Source organism: Achromobacter sp. GbtcB20 (genome assembly GCF_019091095.1).
GTDB lineage: Bacteria > Pseudomonadota > Gammaproteobacteria > Burkholderiales > Burkholderiaceae_B > Achromobacter > Achromobacter mucicolens.
Window position 1 is genome coordinate 1 of record NZ_JAGXJZ010000258.1, and the last position, 416, is coordinate 416.

A 416-nucleotide genomic window follows, 5' to 3' on the forward strand; every position below is an offset into this window, starting at 1 on the left:
GGGATCGCCGCCGACAGCTGCGCGCCAGATCATAGCAGGGTTTATTGCCCTGTCGTCACTGTGAAACAAAAGCATACAAACATGTATATACAAGTGTATGCATGCTGTCATGACGTCGCGCGGCCGGGCGGCGCGGCATGCGGGCCGTGGTAGCATCGGCGCCTCCCCGACTGCGCTTCCGTCCATGCTTCCCCTTTCACCTTTCTATGACGCCATCGTCGTCGGCAGCGGTCCCGGCGGCGCCAGCAGCGCACGCGCGCTGGCCCATGCCGGCCTGCGCGTGCTGGTGCTGGAACAGGGCGGCGCCGAGCCTTTACAAGGCACGGTGACGCAGATGGCGGCAATGGCCGCCGTCCCCGGCAAGGGCGCCTATGTCCATCGCGACGCCTCGCTGCTGGTGGCCGGCATCACGGCGG

1 protein-coding gene is annotated in these 416 nt (G+C 66.3%); it reads left to right on the forward strand.

From position 1 onward, the window contains the following. Window positions 1-184 precede the first annotated feature (184 nt). A partial coding sequence (locus KVT32_RS28875) for an FAD-dependent oxidoreductase (RefSeq protein WP_217619290.1) occupies window positions 185-416 on the forward strand: 232 nt, incomplete at its 3' end.